Below are 14,985 nucleotides of genomic sequence, written 5' to 3'. Positions count from 1 at the left end.
AACCTAACTTTAGGTTATGCATTAAAAAGCCGGTAAGTGAATAGTCACTTACCGGCTTTTACTTTTTCGGCGGGAGGTAAAGCTTGTTATAACTCGTTGATTTTACATTCCACGTCTTTAAGTTCAATAGTTGCTTTGCTATCGAGATGGCGTATATAGCATTGCTTGCCTTTAATCATCAATTCAAACTGATCGGGTGTATTGCGACTTTGCGTGTCGATAATATTATTACCATCTACATTGCTAAGGGTTACTGTGCTGCTGGTAGTAAATACATCATCAGCTAATTGAGTCTCTTGCATATGTACAAGTGTTTTAATTGCTTTGCTAACCGTTGTTTTATTTGGCTTTGCCAGTAGAGCATGTTGCAGCTTAGGTGTCGGGTCTGGATTTTGAGATATGCAGCCATTGAGAAGAAGCGCTGAAAATACAACGATTAGTAAAAAGTACATTTTCATAAATTGGCCGTATTATCATAAAAAGAGAGTTTAATATAACTAGTTTTACTTACACTTGGTAGTAGTGCTTAGCGTTTGTATAGCTAAGGTCATGCCATGTCTTATCGTTTGAGCATAACGCCTTATGGCAGTGCCATAGAGTGTTATAGCTTGTATTTATTTGGCACACAGGGAAGTTACTAGCAAACATAATGCGCTGCTGTCCAAAGTGATTAAAAAGAAAATTAAAACACGCTGCTTGTTGCTCGCTGGTGAGCTGTAGTAATTCAAAACCAGAAAATTTAATTGCTATGTTGTCATGCTGAGCAAGTAACTCAACACCTTGTCGCCAATCATTTAAATTACTCGGCAACCCTGCATGATTAATTATAATTTGAAGTTGCGGTAGCTGCTTAGCGTAGTAAGCTATTTGTTTGGTTATTTCGCTATTTTCAATATCAAACTGAGCTTCAAAATGCAGTCGGGTATCTGATAACGTTGTTAGGTTTTTAAAGCTATTAGCATCTAATAAACGCTTTGCGTCAGTACCTTCGGTTATATCTCTAATGCCACACAAACTCAGATGGGCTAAAGCTTCTAACGAGTTTATAAACTCATCAGCCGATGAGTCAATTTGGTTGTAGCTAATGGCTTTAAATGGAATACCTTTTAAATGCGAGTCTAGCCAGTTTAGCTCGTTAATAGGGGAGGTGTTATCGAATCCGGCTTCTATATGAACAAGCCCTACTAGCTCAAAGTCAGTACTTTTAACAAGTTGCTGTGCACTTACTGGTTGTTTAATTTTTTCTAGGTTAGGCCACGCTGGTGGGTTAGCACCTTGTAGCCATGAGTATTGACCTTCTACTAAATTAAAAAAGTGTACGTGTGGGTCAATAATTTTTAGGCTCATTGCACATTACTCATTGGGCAGTGTAGCCACCATCAATACTTTGTAGGCTGCCAGTAATAAAGCTGGCATCATCACTTGCTAAAAAGCTTACAAGGGCAGCAACCTCATCGGCTTGACCTAATCGGTTAAGCGGTTGCAGACTTGCTTCCTCGACAACTATTTCAGCTTTGTTTGCGCCACTTTTTGCGCAATACGCATCTATCGCGTTATGAAATAGCGGGGTTTCTATTGTGCCAGGGCATACCGCATTTGCTCTAATATTAAAACCCGCGTAATCAAGCGCTGTTGTTTTAGCCATTGAGGCAAGGGCATGTTTTGTTAGGTTATACGCAAAAGAGTTTTGCTTACCTATAATTGCCTGATCGGAAGCGACTAATATAATAGCACCGCCATTTTGCGCTTTCATGCTTGGCAATACGCTTTGTATTGCGGCATAAGCGCCTTTAACATTAAGCGCAAAAAGTGCATCGAGAGTTTGCTCGTCGGTGCTTTCTATATTTGCGCTTAAGTGTTTTCCAGCATTAGAAACAAGTACATCAATACGTTTGCTTTGTTCACAGATAGCGTTGATACAGCTTTTTACCGCCGATACATCACTTACATCACACTGATGAAATATACCGATTTCGCTCAGCTCTATATCAAGGTTATGTACTTCATAGCCATTATTTAGCAAACGCTTTACTACGGCTAAGCCAATACCTTTTGTACCACCTGTAACTACGGCAACTTTAGACATACTTACTTCCTTTATTGCTAACTAGTGAGAGTGACCACAGCCGCCTTCAGCGTGCACGTGTCCGTGAGAAACTTCTTCACTTGTCGCTTCGCGTACTGATATAACTTCAACGTCAAACGTTAGCGTTTTACCAGCAAATGGGTGGTTTAAATCACAATCAGCGTTAAAACGACCAACCTTAACAATAGTAACCTGATGACGACCTTGGTTAGAGCTAACCATTGCTGTCATACCAGGTTTCCATACTTTAACATCACCTTGTAGATGCTTAAGCGGGATACGCTGAATTAAGTCATCAACACGCTCGCCGTATGATTCACTTGGCTCTAGAGTTACACTAAATTTTTCGCCAGCTTCTTTGCCTTCAAGTGCTTTTTCTAAACCAGGAAGCATGCCTTCGCTGCCATGAATGTAAGTAAGTGGCGCTTCGTTTGTGCTACTTTCAATTTGCTCGCCCGCTTCGCTAAGGGTGTAATGAAATTCAACTGCTGAATTTTTGCTAATTTGCATGCTTGTCTCTTCAAATAATAACTATGTTAGGGCGCAATTTTACGCGAAATATACTTGTTTATAAACTTAACGTGGCTGATTTAGTGTTTTTTGTAAATTTAGCAGAAAATCTTTTTTTGTTGGGGCTGCTTTTTGCTTTTCAGCTTGTGGTATAAACAGTACTAATTGAGTGCCAGGCTTTAAAATACTTGATGCAGAGAGTTTGTTCCATTTTGCCAAGTCGCTATGAGGTACATCGTAAAGCTGACTTATACTCCAAAGGCTATCGCCCGACTTAACTTCGTAATCTATTTCAATGGTGGGAATCGCAATCTCTTGGTGTTCTAAATAAGGGCTGATTTTGTAATCAACAGTTAATGTGCTTGGCAGGGTTTTAGGTTGTCCAACTAATAACTTTTCTCCAACGCCTATTAAATTATTATTTTTGTTATTAAGTTGTTTTAAAGCTTTTACCGACATACTAAAACGTCCAGCAATACCGTAAAGCGTGTCGTTTTGTTTAACGATGTACTCTCCAGCAAAGTTTGATTTAAAAAACTGACTTTTTAATAAAGCCTCCTGTCCTATAGGAAGCAGTAAAGTATGCGGCCCGTTAGGTGAGCTTTGATTTTTTAAATATCCCTGATTAATCGCGTGTAACTGCTTTGAACCTATACCAGAGAGCTTAGCTATGACTGAAAAGTCGAACTGCTGGCCTATATTCATCTGTGTTGTAAATGGCTTATATGCAAGCTTTGGGCGTTTAATGTCCTTTTGTGGATGCTTAACTAAATAGCTTAAAGCGAGTAACTTGGGTACGTAGTCGGCGGTTTCTTTTGGCAGACTGAGTGACCAGTAATCGGTGCTTTTACCGCGTTTTTTGTTTTTTTCGATTGCGCGTTTAACGCGGCCCTCACCGCTGTTATAAGCAGCCAAAGCATGTAGCCAATTACCATCAAAGCGTTTATGTAAGTAGCTTAAGTAATCAAGTGCGGCATCGGTTGAAGCAAGTACGTCTTGACGGCCGTCATACCATTGGTCTGACTTAACTCCAAAGTGATGCGCTGTTGCGCCAACTAACTGCCAAACACCAACAGCTTGCTGTGATGAGGCTATCGTTGGTCTAAAATCGCTTTCTACAAATGGTAGTAAAGCGAGCTCCATAGGTAGTTGCTTTTGCTCAATTTTTTTTACGATATGATACAGGTAAGGCGCTGCGCGTTTACTCACAGTTTGTAAGTAGTTAGGTTGCTTTGCGTACCAGCTGATACGCTTTTTTAACGCGCGATTTTGATAAACCGTAAAGTGTAGATTGTTGGCTATATGCACCCACAGATCGGTGGTTTTTGGTGGGCGCTTTTTTACGATTGTTTTTTTGAATTGAAGTGGCGTAACGTGCTCACTAACTTGGGGCGTTTGAGCTACTTCCTCATCAATATTATAAGTATAGTCAGGCTCAAAATGAGTAAATATTTGTGGAGCTTCTTGTGGCTCTTGCTCCGTTGATTGACAACCAAATAACAAAATACCCAAACAATATAAAACCAAACTGCGCATAGTGATCACTTTTGTAAATTCCTTTTATTATTTTAACACAATCCGTTGTGTTGAGTTATTCTGCGCTTTTTGCGCGATTTAGGCCTGCTTGTAAAAAAAAGTTGCTCGACTTTATATTAAGCGCTTCTTGCTTGTAAGGCTCAATGACTGATTCAGGAAACGACAACATTAACTGTTCAATACTTTGATCTTTATTGTTTTTAACGTGTTCTGTTATAGCTGTTAAAAACGATAGAGGCTGTTTTAGCTGCTCTTTTGTTAATGTGCCGCCGTGCCCAGGTAAAATAATAGTGAGCTTTTCGTCGTTAATATATTGCTTAAGCAACGTTTGCCAACTTTTAAGTTCACCGTGTCCAGGGTAAGGAAGCCAGTCAACGATATCGCCACCAATCAGCACACTGCCATTATTAGTAGTAATAGTTAAATCACCGTTAGTATGGGCTTGCTGCGGCTCAATGGTTATCTCAAAACCACCAAGGTCGATAGTTTTATGATTATCGATTATTATTTTTGGTTCGCCAAGTTGATATTCTTGCCAGCGAAAAAGTCGTTTTTTTGCAAGCTCTAACTTATTTCGCCATTTAGCTTGCTCTTCTTTGGGCACATTCGCTAATCGTTGGTAGCTCAGCTCAATGCTCTTTTCATACGTGTCTAGCTTGTCGGTATATGCTGTTTGATAAAGGTTAAAATTTTTATTTACCTGCTGATGAACAATGAGCTTAGCATCAGGATAAAAATTTTGCATAACCGCCATACCTAGCAAGTGATCGTCATGGTAGTGGGTAGCCACTAAATAGCATAAAGGTGTTTTAAGGCGTTTCTTTAAATCTTCAGCAAGTTGTTCAACTGCGGCAAAATTGGCGCTCGTATCAACAAGTAGGGCACATTTTTCGCCTTCAATTAATACTTGGTTAGAGTCGTAAAAGCGAAGCTTGTCTTGTTGCTTTAAAAACTGAATATGAGGGTTTATTGTATTCCAAGTGACGGCAGCATAGGTGCTAGGTACTATTGATAATAAAGTGCATGCTAATAGTAAGTGCTTACATGAAGAGGCTATGTTTGAAAGTTTTAACTTCATTTATTATCTCTACGCTGATGCTTAATTACTTTAATAATAAACAAAAAGCGCAGTATGCGCTTTTTATTTTTGGTGTTTAGGGTCATTTGCCAAATGCTGACTGAGTTTATCAATCATTTGGTCTTGATGCTGTTGCTCAACTGTAGCCTGTGTTTTTGCTTCTAGCAATTCGTGGCTTAAGTTTAATGCTGCCATTAGTAGGGCTTTTTGATCGGTCCTAACGGTTGAGCGTTGCTTCATTTGCTCAACTAAGTCATTTAGATTTTTAGCTGCTGCTATTAATGCATCTTCCTGCCCTTCAGGGCAAGCAAATTGCTGCTCTTTACCTAGCAACTCAACAGTGACCCGCTGGTTTTGCAGCTCAGACATTAGCTAGCCTGTTGTGCGCTTTGTAACTTATCAAGAAGACCAGATAAAGTAGTGCTGGCATCTTTTTGCTTTTCTTCATTTTCTAAAGCTTCAAGTTGTAGCAATTCGTTGTCATCGCTTAGTTTAGTGTTCTGTTCTTTTAAAGTAACAACATCTGTTTGTAATTGGTTATTACGTTCGATTAAAGAATCGATCAGTTGTTCGAGTTGTTGAAGAGTAGTGTTATTCATAAAGGCGCTCATATAACTGTAATTAATGTCATGCAAATGTAAAGCAAAGTGTGTTGATTTGCCAGCATTTACGGTGGTTTTAGCTGATTTTTCTTTTGCGTTAAGGGATAATTCAGCATATGGGCTTTTTCATTCAGAAATGGTTCACTTAAACACTCTCTTATCTTGGTGTAAGTTGCCAAAGCCTAGTGCTTATGGTTCACTTACGACATTAAATTGCGTATGGCGAAAATAAATAATGCTTAGTTACAGACACTCATTTCATGCGGGTAATCCTGCCGATGTACTTAAACACTTAGTACTGGCACAAGTGCTAAATTATCAAACAATTAAAGATAAACCGCTTGATTATATAGACACACATTCAGGTGCTGGCTTTTTTGAACTTGCAGCTGCCGATGCGCAAAAAACGCAAGAGTATCAAGATGGTATTGAAAAACTTTGGCATCATAAAAGTGAGCATGCTGAGCTTAATGAATACATTGAATTAATTAAGTCATTTAACGACACTGACGAACTTGCGTTTTATCCAGGTTCACCAAAAATTGCAGAGCACTACTTACGCCGCCAAGATAAGGGTTGGTTTTTTGAACTGCACCCGCGCGATTTATTATTACTTGAAGAAAACATGCAAGGTAAGCGATCTATTCGTGTACGTGGAGAGGATGGTTTTGCAGGTTTAGTTGGTTTGTTACCACCAGCATCTCGCAGAGCGTGTGTATTAATTGATCCTCCATACGAAATTAAAGATGACTACGAAACGGTTGTAAAAACCTTAGTTAAAGCTCATCAGCGTTTTGCTACAGGTACTTACATGATTTGGTATCCGGTAGTAGACAGAGAGCGTATTGATAATATGGAGCAGGGCTTAATTGATTCAGGAATGCGCAACATTCAGTTATTTGAATTAGGCACTGAAGCCGATACTGATGTACACGGTATGACAGCATCGGGCATGATTGTAATTAATCCTCCATGGAAGCTAAAGCAAACAATGGATGCAATAATGCCTGAGCTTGTTGGTTTGTTAAGTGAGCCAAGTGGTTTTTACCGAAGTGAACAACTCGTTGATGAGTAACTTTAAATAGCGCTTATAACGAATAATAAAATGCCCAGCTTTGCTGGGCATTTTATTTAAAATCAATACGAATGTGTTAGGTAATATTTATATAAGGGAGCTAAATATTAATTAAAATAAACCGCACTAAAAGTAGCAAGTGTATTACCGCGACTGTTTTTAAGTTTTAGTGATTCACCTGTTATTTCCCACTTTGAAGTTTTGCTAAGTACGTCAGACATAGCTGCTTCTTGGCTCATATTATCCGAGCACATCTTTTTTGTACTTGCTAGCTGACTAAGTGTAATTGTTTGCTGCTCGGTGCTATAGCTTCCGCTAAAATTATTACAGCCTAAAAAGCCATTAACGCGGTGGTCTTTATTGAACTGAATGAATGGTTCTTTAGTTGTAACATTCACAGTTTGAGCATTTATTGTTATTGCTTTCCAGTAAGTATTTGTGAGTGTTACATCGGGTTTTTGAGTCGACACTTTTGAAAGCTCAATTTTATAGGGGGTAGTTAACTGTGATTCTGCAAACGGGTCATGATTTGTTGTACTTGTGTAAAGCACTTTGTCTTTATTTATAATTCTGGCGCTTAGGCTATAGCGATGTTTATCGCTAATTTTGCTGGCATCATAAATTAGCTCAACGGTAAATGGCGGGGCTTGGGTTACATCAATCACTTCTTGTGTGATTATATCGGCTTTTACATCCATTTTAGATACATTGGAAAGCGTAACTATTAATTGCGAGCCAGGGCGAAGCATACTGCGATCTTTGTAGCTAGCTTGGATAGTAAGGCTGGTTATTGCTTCTGCAATTTCTGTGTTTTCAGTCGATTTAGTTTGCTCACCGCAGCCAGTTACTGCAAAAGCGCTAAGCGCCAATAAGCCAATCCCTGCAACTGCTTTTTTACGCGAAGATACTGCTTGATGCTTTTCCATGTTGGTTATCCTTACTCAATATTATGTCCTTAGTGTATTACCTAGTTACTTAATCATTCCTTAACTTATTTTAAACATAAAAAAAGGCGCATTAGCGCCTTTAATAATTAAAAACAAACGATTATTTTTTAACAAACTTAGTTAAAATAACAATGCGCTGGCCGTCAACTCGCCCTTCAATATGTTCAGGGTTGCTGGTTAGGCCAATATTACGAACAGCTGTTCCACGTTTAGCGGTAAGGCTACTGCCTTTAACGTCTAAGTCTTTAATTAGGGTAACAGTATCGCCTGCTTGAAGAACTACACCGTTGCTATCTACATGCTTTAAATCGTCATCTTCGGCAAGTGCTTTTTTAGCCCAGGTTAGCGTGTCTTCTTCAAGGTAAATCATGTCTAGCGCATCTTGTGCCCAGCTATTATCAGGCGCTAAACGCGAAAGCATTCTGTAAGCTACAACTTGTACTGCAGGAGTTTGGCTCCACATGCTATCGTTTAAACAGTGCCAATGTGTAGGCGTTATTTCGCTGTTATTCTCGATTTGATCTTTACATGTTTGACACGTGTAAATACATTTATCTGAGTGGGTTTCAGTTACCGGTGGTACTTCATAAACAGATAAGTTCTCGGTGGCTGCACACAATTCACATTGATTATAACTACGTTCGATTAAGGCTTTTTCAATACTCATGGGGCTCTTTCTGATTCTGGTCGAGTTAACATTTGCTGCTATTATACTCCAAAACACGAGCTCTGTGCCATTAGTCCCTTAATTTTGTGTGGGTATATTACTCATATACTTATCTTCAATACTTTTTATATATCCTTGAGCATGAAGGTTTTTAATTGCTAGGTTTATTTGGGGCAATAATTCTTTATGTTTGCTTAATAAACGAATTCTTAAAAAACCATGGGAATGCTGTGCGCCAAAGGCAATGTTTATCTCTAATTGCTTTGCCCAATAGAGCGCAGTTAACTTACCTACTAGTGCAGCTTCTACACGGTTTCTTGAGAGAGCGGTCATAAGTTCTTTCTCGGATGGAAAGTCAACGCGCTCAAAGGTGTTGTCATTAAAGTAATAGTAACCTAGTACTGTTCCTATATATTTGCCCTTTAAGCTATCGGCGCTTTGCCAGTTCTGGGCATTTTGAGGCAAGGTAACAATCATTTCTGTGGCATAAATAAGGGGCTCTGAAAAAACATAGCGAGAGTCATTTCTCTCATCCTTTGGGAGCCATTCTAATGAAATAACATCAAAATCGATTATTTCATCTTGTAAATATTTGGTAATACGCTTTGTGGGTAGGTCGATATGAGAAGCTGCAATATTTGCATCATCGAGTGCTTTTTCAATAATTTCGGGTAATACACCAGGCTTTTCTGGATCATTTGTATAATATGGATAATGACTACCTGACGCGCTAACATTGTATTTGAGGGGAGTAGGGTTAATGCTGGCATAGCTAAAAGATACAAATAGTAGAGGGCTCAGTACTAATAACCGAATAAAGTTAGCCAAATCTCCACCTTTTATATTAATATTTTTATATTAGTGTTGTGTAATTTTAACATTTTTGCAATGACGACTATGTTTATCTTATGCGAGTTGCATTAAAGTACACATATTATTGGCTGTTTTGCCATCTCTTATTTATAGGTTTAGAGCCAAGTGAAATTAAATAACATACCTGAAGAGGTACAAAAAATAACTCAGTTTGTCGCGCGGCAACCTATTTTTGATATAGACCAGAATGTTTTCTCGTACGAACTGCTTTATCGAGACTCAGCCAACAATGCGTTTCCTGTGGGCACTTCTGATGTGCATGCGACAAGCCGCCTGTTTTTTAATGCATTAATGTTGGTAGGTTTAGATAGACTTACCGCGCATCATTTAGCTTTTATAAACTTGTCATCAGAAACTATTCTCGATAACTTTCCCAAACTTTTATTGCCAGAAAATAGTGTTATTGAAATAGTAGAGCGCACGGGTAATATTCCTGCGGTTGCTGAGCGTGTGCAAGAACTTAAAAAAGAAGGGTATGTTTTTGCACTTGATGATTACGATGGCGATCCAAAATGGGAGCCACTATTAGCACATGTTGATTACATAAAAATTGAGATAGATGATCCGGTTATTAAAACCAATATGCGCATTAAAAAAATAAAACGCGCAAATCCACATGCAAAAATAATTGTTGAACGAATAGAGACGCATGAACAATTTAATATATTAAAATTGGCAGGCTGTGATTTATTTCAGGGGTTCTTTTTTTCTCGCCCAGAAATGATTACGTATAAAGGTGTAGAGCCTTCAAAGCTAACCGTTTTTGATCTATTGCGTTTTACAGCAAAAGAAACACTTTGCTTTAAAGAAGTTCACCAACGTGTAGCCAGAGATGTCGCCATAACAGCGAGGGTTTTAAAGCTGGCTAACGCGCGTTCAGGCAAAGCAAATTTAGTCATTACGTCTATTTCACAAGCGGTTATTTATTTAGGCGAGGACACAATAAGACAATTTGTTCGTGTATTAGCAATTAGTGAGTTGGGGGTCGAAAAACCAACCGAATTAACTAAGCTTGCTTTAACGCGGGCACAATTTATGTCGCTTATTTTAGAGCAAAATAATAGAGAACTGACTGAGCAAGGCTATCTAGTGGGTTTGTTTTCTGTGCTTGATGCCATTTTAGATGGCGATTTAAAAGACATAGTTAAAGAGTTTACTTTAGATGCTGCAATATCTGATGCGTTACTACTTGAAAAAGGCACTTTAGGTGAGTGTTTATCGCTAATAAAAGAGTTTGAAGTAGATAATATTGATAAGGCGATGGTTCAACTAGCTAAAATAAATCCCGAACAACATGTTGGGCATATATTTAATTTTTTACTGGATGCTGTTTTATACAGTGACGACATTATTGAGGCAATAGCAGAATAAATATGCGTAATTGGTTGTCGGTTATAAGTGTAGTGGTTGCTCTTTGTTTATTGTTTCCTGGTATTACAAAACCAGTATTAACAATAGAGGGCAACATAGATAAATCAAAACTAGCGCAAGCGGGTATTGAAATGCTGGCTGAAGAGGGCGATGGTCGAACTCGCAGTATGCTAATGATGTTCTCGAACATGCTAGGGCTTGATAAGTTAGAAGGTGAGATTAGCGCCTATAACAAAACACAAAGTATTTTAGGCACAGTTAAAGAGCTTGCTAGCAATAATAATTTATTTGTAGCCGCTTTAGTGGGGTTGTTTTCTATTGTTATTCCAAGCTTGAAGCTGCTATTACAATTGCTTTATTGTTGCCTACCTTTGAATGGGTTTAAGCAAAAGCTCGGTCTGGTTATTTGTGCATTAAGTAAGTGGAGCATGGTTGATGTATTTGTTATTGCATTAATAGTGACTTACTTAGCAGGTAACGCCCATGGTAAAAGTGGTGAGCTACTTGTTATGAATGCACAATTTGGTGAAGGGTTTTGGTATTTTAGCGCATATTGTATATTTGCAATTATCGCGAGTAACTTAATTAAAACACCTGATAAACCGCAGTCTACATAATTAAAGTATTTGTGGTTGCCGTTAGGTTGCCTTACAATCATTTTAAAGTTTATTAAAAGGCATAATGTTGCAACGTTTTTACTCTAGTTTACTCATGATAACTTTACTGCTCTCTTTTGTGGGTCAGGCAGTTGCGTCTGTAGCTATGGTATGCGAAATGCCACATATGCCAACTAAAACAGCAATGCATGCCCAAATGCCAATGACACAAAGTAGTGATGCAACAGCTGTCGATAGCATGTCTGAAAATATGATGCAGATGGATTGTTGCGACGACGAAAGTACGCCACAAAATGACTGTAAATGCCCTATGAGTGGCTGCGCTGCTAACTCAATGCTTAATGTTGATACTTTATTTAGCGTTACTTTACTTGAATCTGAAAAAGTAAATGTACGTGTATTTACTACACAAATTAATATACCTCGTTCACTCTATCGCCCTCCTATGTCTGCTTAATAGCAGGATAGGTGTAATATCAATTTTATTGAAAACATGCTCATTCTAGCGAGTTAAATAACTCTCTAACTGCGTTAAAAATTACTTATATAAAGCAACTATACTGCGTAATTTTTTCCTTGTTATAGAGCTATTTCCCTACCGCAATAATAGATCATTAATTCAATGCAATTGATATAAAAGGTTTTTGTAAAACTCCTAAACACCTTTTTTGCTTCCTAATTTAAGATTTTCTTTTATTTTTAGATGGAGCAGGTGATGAACCACGCTGTAAGTATTAAAGTCGTATTATGTAGTGTTGTGTTATTTAGCATAGCTGTTAATGCGCAAAATAACCTAAATACCGAAATACTAAAGCAAACTAGTAATGAGCAAACGCTTAGCTTAACGCAAGCGCTTAATTATGCGCTAACGCATGAGCCATGGCTAAAAGCGAGTGGCTACCAAGAAGATGCAGCAATAGCGCAAAGCATTGCCGCAGGCACCTTACCCGATCCTGTTTTAACGGTTGGCTTACTCAACTTACCTACTAACGGTTATGCGTTTGACCAAGAAGGGATGACGCAGCTTAAAGTTGATTTGAGCCAAAAGTTTAGCCGAGGGAATAGTTTAGCGCTTAAACAAAAAGCATTAGCACAGTCTGCTCAACAATACCCTTGGCAGCGCGCCGATCGCTTAGCACAAGTAAAAGCAATTGTGATTGAGTCGTGGTTAAACGCGTATCGTGCTCAGCGAAGTATTGCTTTAATTGAGCAAGATAAAGGGCTATTTACTCAACTTATTGACATTACCGAAGCAAGCTACGCAAGCACCTTAGGTAAAACACGTCAGCAAGATATTATTCGTGCGCAATTAGAACTCACCCGTCTTGAAGATAAGCTGGTTATGCTTGAGCAGCAATTTGAAAGTGCTAAAAACCGCTTAGCACAGTGGTTACCTATGGATATGCTTATGCAGCCTTTAAATACTGAGTTTACTAAAACCGCAGGGCTGGTTGATTTTGCGAGCCTTGAATTTGATAAACTAATACAGTTGCTTATGGCGCATCCCGCAATTATTGCGATAGATAAAACCGTAACGGCAAAGCAAACCGAAGTTGCACTCGCTAAGCAAAGCTACAAACCTCAAATGGGCGTTAATGTGGGTTATGGTTACCGAGATGATACCCCGATGGGTGAGTCGCGAGCTGATTTACTCTCGGTAGGATTTAGCATTGATTTGCCATTGTTTACTGATAACAGACAAGATCAACAAGTTAAATCGGCTATTGCGAGTGCAGAAGCTATTAAAACACAAAAGCTGGTGGCGCTTCAAAAACTCAAAGGCATGTACTTTAAGGAGTTTAGCCAACTCGCTCGTTTGCAAAAACGCGATGCGCTTTATCAAAATACGTTATTACCGCAAATGTCAGAGCAATCTCAGGCAACACTAAATGCTTATACACGCGACGACGGAGATTTTTCTGACGTGATGCGCGCGCGCATTAGTGAACTTAACGCCAAAATAGACGCGCTTAATATTCAAGTAGATCAACATATTATTACTGCCCGCCTTAATTATTATGCAAGTAGCTTAGACCCCCAAGTAATGAGCGAGCAAACTGGAGAATTACACAATGAATACTAATTTAAAGTTACTTGTTGCGGCCTTAGTTGGTGCAGGCGCCTTTGGGTTAATAGGCGGCTTAGTAACGCAGTTTTTACCTAGCAACTCGGCAATGAATGAACAACAAAGCGCTGACAAACAGCCCTTATATTGGGTAGCTCCTATGGATAGTAATTACAGGCGTGACACGCCAGGGCTTTCTCCAATGGGAATGGATTTAGTACCTGTGTATGAAAACGCTAGCAACGCTCAGGATGGACCAGGTGCTGTAACTATTTCGCCTGCAGTAGTTAATAACTTTGGTGTAAGGACTGCCAAAGTGCAGCTTAAAACACTTCACAGCGATATAAATACTGTGGGTTATGTGCAATATAACCAAGACCAACTTATTCACATTCATCCGCGTGTAGAAGGCTGGATTGAAAGTTTATATGTTAAAGCACAAGGCGCAGAAGTTAAAGCTGGTGAGCCTTTATATACTTTGTATTCACCACAATTGGTGAACGCACAGGAAGAGCTTTTACTGGCAGTTAATCGTAATAATACCGTGTTAATTCGCGCTGCAAAGGCGCGTTTAGAGTCGTTAAATGTGTCTGATGGATTTATCGAGCGCTTACAAAAAAATAAAAAGATAATGCAAAATATTACTTTTTACGCAAAGCAAAGTGGTGTGGTAGATGAGCTAACAGTACGAGAAGGCTTTTACGTTAAACCAGGCACATCAATGATGAGTATTGCCCAGCTTGATGAAATTTGGGTAGAGGCAGAAGTGTTCGAGCGCCAATCAGAACAAGTGAGCGTTGGTTTGCCCGTTACAATGACGCTTGATTACTTAAAAGGTCAAAAGTGGGAAGGTAAGGTTGATTATATTTACCCCGCGCTTGATGCTAAAAACCGGACTCTGCGTGTAAGGCTTAGGTTTGAAAATGTAGATCATCGGTTAAAACCAAATATGTTTGCACAAGTGAGCATTCACGCTAAAGCGAGTAAGGCGCAATTTACAGTCCCTAAAGAAGCGGTAATCCGCACGCAGCATCAAAACCGTGTGGTTATTGCATTAGGTGAGGGGCGTTTTAAATCGGTAGAAGTTGAAGTTGGGCAAATTAATAGTAATGAAGCGGTCATTTTGTCAGGTGTAATGACAGGTGACACGGTAGTTACTTCAGCGCAATTTTTAATAGACTCTGAATCGAGTAAAAGCTCCGACTTTAAACGAATGGAAATGCCTAGTTCTAGTATTAGCTCAGGTATGAGTTCTGTTTCAGGCTCGAATATGAACATGGATATGCAGCCACAAAACGCCACGATTAACGGCACTATTAATGCCATAGATACACAAAATCGCATTATTAATATTAGCCGAGAAGCCATTGAAAAATGGAATCGAGAACCCGCCACAATGGACTTTGTATTAGCGCCAGATATTGATATTAGTCAGTTTGAAAATGCCCAGTATATTAATTTTACTTTTAGCATTATTAACGATGAATTTGTAATTACTAAAGCGCAAAACGCAGAGCCGATTGATCATTCTACTATGCAACATAGTTCTCACTAGGAG

Annotated in this window: 17 protein-coding genes; 6 read left to right on the top strand and 11 right to left on the bottom strand. The window is 38.9% G+C overall.

The genetic code is table 11. The features are described 5' to 3' along the window. Positions 1-86: 86 nt before the first annotated feature. The 8 genes from I6F54_RS09060 to I6F54_RS09025 form a co-directional block, all read right to left on the bottom strand. Positions 87-458, bottom strand: a complete 372-nt coding sequence (locus tag I6F54_RS09060) for a hypothetical protein (RefSeq protein ID WP_197140970.1) — start codon at positions 456-458, stop codon at positions 87-89. Positions 459-507: 49 nt separating this feature from the next. After that, the gene (locus tag I6F54_RS09055) at positions 508-1,347 is read right to left on the bottom strand and encodes an amidohydrolase family protein (RefSeq protein ID WP_197140968.1); all 840 of its coding nucleotides are present in this window, start codon (positions 1,345-1,347) and stop codon (positions 508-510) included. Positions 1,348-1,357: 10 nt separating this feature from the next. Continuing rightward, positions 1,358-2,086, bottom strand: coding sequence for an SDR family NAD(P)-dependent oxidoreductase (locus I6F54_RS09050; protein ID WP_197140966.1), 729 nt, complete (start codon positions 2,084-2,086; stop codon positions 1,358-1,360). A 21-nt stretch (positions 2,087-2,107) separates the two neighbouring features. Then, positions 2,108-2,596 carry an FKBP-type peptidyl-prolyl cis-trans isomerase gene (locus tag I6F54_RS09045; RefSeq protein ID WP_007586440.1) on the bottom strand — a complete coding sequence of 163 codons (489 nt, stop codon included), beginning with the start codon at positions 2,594-2,596 and terminating at the stop codon, positions 2,108-2,110. Between the two features lie 66 nt (positions 2,597-2,662). Beyond that, positions 2,663-4,132, bottom strand: a complete 1,470-nt coding sequence (locus I6F54_RS09040; RefSeq protein WP_197140962.1) for a LysM peptidoglycan-binding domain-containing protein — start codon at positions 4,130-4,132, stop codon at positions 2,663-2,665. 55 nt (positions 4,133-4,187) lie between these two features. Then, the gene (locus I6F54_RS09035) at positions 4,188-5,210 is read right to left on the bottom strand and encodes an MBL fold metallo-hydrolase (RefSeq protein ID WP_197140958.1); all 1,023 of its coding nucleotides are present in this window, start codon (positions 5,208-5,210) and stop codon (positions 4,188-4,190) included. A gap of 63 nt (positions 5,211-5,273) precedes the next feature. Further along, entirely contained in the window at positions 5,274-5,579 is a 306-nt protein-coding gene (locus tag I6F54_RS09030; RefSeq protein WP_197140956.1) for a cell division protein ZapA, read from the bottom strand. Next, positions 5,579-5,809, bottom strand: a complete 231-nt coding sequence (locus I6F54_RS09025; protein WP_007586448.1) for a hypothetical protein — start codon at positions 5,807-5,809, stop codon at positions 5,579-5,581. The genes I6F54_RS09030 and I6F54_RS09025 overlap by 1 nt, the downstream gene beginning before the upstream one ends. A gap of 238 nt (positions 5,810-6,047) precedes the next feature. Here I6F54_RS09025 and I6F54_RS09020 point away from each other — a divergent pair, with 238 nt between their 5' ends. After that, complete coding sequence (locus I6F54_RS09020) at positions 6,048-6,887, top strand: 23S rRNA (adenine(2030)-N(6))-methyltransferase RlmJ (RefSeq protein ID WP_121953748.1); 840 nt, start codon at positions 6,048-6,050, stop codon at positions 6,885-6,887. 107 nt (positions 6,888-6,994) lie between these two features. Here I6F54_RS09020 and I6F54_RS09015 read toward each other — a convergent pair whose 3' ends face one another. The 3 genes from I6F54_RS09015 to I6F54_RS09005 form a co-directional block, all read right to left on the bottom strand. Further along, entirely contained in the window at positions 6,995-7,813 is an 819-nt protein-coding gene (locus tag I6F54_RS09015; protein ID WP_101164326.1) for an META domain-containing protein, read from the bottom strand. A 121-nt stretch (positions 7,814-7,934) separates the two neighbouring features. Continuing rightward, positions 7,935-8,501 carry a PhnA domain-containing protein gene (locus I6F54_RS09010; protein ID WP_197140951.1) on the bottom strand — a complete coding sequence of 189 codons (567 nt, stop codon included), beginning with the start codon at positions 8,499-8,501 and terminating at the stop codon, positions 7,935-7,937. 78 nt (positions 8,502-8,579) lie between these two features. Beyond that, entirely contained in the window at positions 8,580-9,329 is a 750-nt protein-coding gene (locus tag I6F54_RS09005; RefSeq protein WP_197140948.1) for a substrate-binding periplasmic protein, read from the bottom strand. Positions 9,330-9,479: 150 nt separating this feature from the next. Here I6F54_RS09005 and I6F54_RS09000 point away from each other — a divergent pair, with 150 nt between their 5' ends. From I6F54_RS09000 to I6F54_RS08980, 5 genes are all read left to right on the top strand, one after another. Beyond that, on the top strand, positions 9,480-10,745 hold the full coding sequence (locus I6F54_RS09000; protein ID WP_197140944.1) for an EAL and HDOD domain-containing protein: 1,266 nt from the start codon (positions 9,480-9,482) through the stop codon (positions 10,743-10,745). Between the two features lie 2 nt (positions 10,746-10,747). Beyond that, positions 10,748-11,362: a paraquat-inducible protein A gene (locus I6F54_RS08995; RefSeq protein ID WP_010554372.1), complete on the top strand. Its 615-nt coding sequence runs from the start codon at positions 10,748-10,750 to the stop codon at positions 11,360-11,362. Positions 11,363-11,456: 94 nt separating this feature from the next. Next, a complete protein-coding gene (locus I6F54_RS08990) occupies positions 11,457-11,819 on the top strand; it encodes a hypothetical protein (RefSeq protein WP_231617012.1) in 363 nt (120 codons plus the stop codon). A gap of 258 nt (positions 11,820-12,077) precedes the next feature. Next, positions 12,078-13,445, top strand: coding sequence for a TolC family protein (locus I6F54_RS08985; RefSeq protein WP_197140940.1), 1,368 nt, complete (start codon positions 12,078-12,080; stop codon positions 13,443-13,445). Then, on the top strand, positions 13,435-14,982 hold the full coding sequence (locus I6F54_RS08980) for an efflux RND transporter periplasmic adaptor subunit (protein WP_197140936.1): 1,548 nt from the start codon (positions 13,435-13,437) through the stop codon (positions 14,980-14,982). The genes I6F54_RS08985 and I6F54_RS08980 overlap by 11 nt, the downstream gene beginning before the upstream one ends. Positions 14,983-14,985: the final 3 nt, after the last annotated feature.

Origin of the sequence: Pseudoalteromonas sp. SWXJZ10B, assembly GCF_015864475.1 — a bacterium.
In the GTDB taxonomy this organism is placed as follows: Bacteria; Pseudomonadota; Gammaproteobacteria; order Enterobacterales; family Alteromonadaceae; genus Pseudoalteromonas; species Pseudoalteromonas arctica.
Note: the sequence above shows the minus strand (reverse complement) of the source record. Positions and strands in the feature narration are given on the sequence as shown.